The 2,011-nt window shown below is 68.3% G+C and carries 2 protein-coding genes; one reads left to right on the forward strand and one right to left on the reverse strand.

The genetic code is table 11. The features are described 5' to 3' along the window. Positions 1–295 precede the first annotated feature (295 nt). Positions 296–1,201, reverse strand: a complete 906-nt coding sequence (locus AC1DZ6_RS24245; protein WP_477099660.1) for an NAD(P)-dependent oxidoreductase — start codon at positions 1,199–1,201, stop codon at positions 296–298. Positions 1,202–1,266: 65 nt separating this feature from the next. Between AC1DZ6_RS24245 and AC1DZ6_RS24250 the strand changes: the two genes are divergently transcribed. Beyond that, positions 1,267–2,011: flagellar motor protein MotB (locus AC1DZ6_RS24250; RefSeq protein WP_477099659.1), on the forward strand; the 745-nt coding region annotated here is incomplete at its 3' end.

A 2,011-nucleotide genomic window follows, 5' to 3' on the forward strand; every position in this document is an offset into this window, starting at 1 on the left:
CTTCCGGATAACGATGGCGCGGAGCGGCAGGCTTCGTCGAAACGGTATTTATTCAAAGTTCTCCGGACGTCGTCCGGCGCTCCGCGACCCTTTCCGATCAGCTCACAGCYTYTGGCGTGGGATCACACCCACTTGCCCCCACCTGACCGCTAAAGCGGTCTGTCCGCCCCCATGGGGGGCGGAGGACACGGACGCCGGCGGCGGAGCCTCTTCCCCCTCTGGGGGAAGACGACCGCGAAGCGGTCCGTAGGGGGCAAGTGATCGCCGCTGCAAGGCGCCCGAAAGCGCCCCTGCCCTACTTCTCCAACCGGGCCACCAAGCTGGAGGTATCCCACCGATGACCACCCATCGCCTGGACCTCCTCGTAGAACCCGTCGATCAGCGCCGTGCCCTCCAGCTTGGCGCCGTTCACCGCCGCCTCGGCCAGGGCGATGCCCAGGTCCTTGCGCATCCAGTCGACCGCGAAGCCGAAGTCGAACTTGCCCTCCGACATGGTCTTCCAGCGGTTCTCCATCTGCCACGACTGGGCGCTGCCCTTGGAGATGGCGGCCAAGACGTCGTCGGTCGGCAGTCCGGCGCGCTTGGCGAAGTGCAGCGCTTCGGCCACGCCCTGGACCACGCCGGCGATGGCGATCTGGTTGCACATCTTGGTCAGTTGCCCCGCGCCCGACGGACCCATCAGCCGGATGGCCTTGGCGTAGGCGTCCAGCACCGGCTCGACCCGGGCGTAGGCGGCCGCGTCGCCGCCGGCCATGATCGTCAGCTGGCCGTTCTCGGCCCCGGCCTGGCCGCCCGACACCGGGGCGTCGACGAACCAACGGCCGACGGCCCGGGCCGCGGCGTCCATCTCGCGGGCCACGGTGGCCGAGGTGGTGGTGTGGTCGACGATCACCCCACCCTCCCCCATGGCCGACAGCACCTGCGCCACCACGTCGCGGACGTCGTCGTCATTGCCGACGCACAGGCAGACCAGCTCGGCCCCCGCCACCGCCTCGGCGATGGTCGGTCGGGACGCGCCGCCGTGCTTCTCGACCCAGCGCGCGGCCTTGTCGGGACTGCGATTGAAGACGGTCACCTCATGGCCGGCGGCCTTCAGGTGGCCCGCCATCGGAAAACCCATCACGCCCAGGCCGATAAACGCCGTCTTCATGCCGCGAACTCCTCTTGGAAGACGCCCGACATCGCCCTTCGCGGCCCCAATCGCAACGGCATTTTAACGTCCAGCCCTCACGTTCGCTCGAACAGGGTTAAGCAGGCTTAAGCGCAATGGCCGTCAGCGGCGAACAGCCGATCATCATCAAGAAGGTCAAGAAGGTCGTCGGCGGGGGTCACCACGGCGGCGCCTGGAAGGTCGCCTACGCCGACTTCGTGACCGCCATGATGGCCTTCTTCCTGCTGATGTGGCTGCTGAACACGACCAGCCCCGAGCAGAAGCAGGGCATCGCCGACTATTTCGCGCCGGCCTCGATCTCGTCCAGCACCAGCGGCTCGGGCGGCATTCTGGGCGGCACCTCGCTGGGCGACGACGGCGCCAAGGCCGATGGCAAGATGTCGGTCATCCAGCAGATGGCCCCCGAGGCCCCCACCGAAACCGACAAGACCGGCCAGAGCTCGACCGCCGCCAGCCTCGACTCGGCCAGCGAGCAAGCTCTGCGCGACGCCCTGGCCAAGAAGGAGCAGGACAGCTTCGCCTCGGCCGCCCAGTCGCTGCGCCAGTCGCTGCAGGACATGCCGGAACTGGCCGAGCTGTCCAAGCAGATCATGATCGACCAGACCCCCGAGGGCCTGCGCATCCAGCTGATCGACCAAGACGGCCGCTCGATGTTCAAGGAGAACTCGCGCGAACCCAACGACCGGGCCCGCATCCTGCTGCGCGCCGTCGCCAAGGTGATCAACCAGCTGCCCAACCGCATCACCATCTCGGGCCACACCAGCGCCAGCGCCGCCGGCAAGCGCGCCGACAGCGACTGGTCCCTGTCGGCCGAGCGCGCCGACGCCTCGCGCCAGGTGC

The sequence above is a fragment of the Caulobacter sp. P1_B12_2 genome, assembly GCF_056406675.1.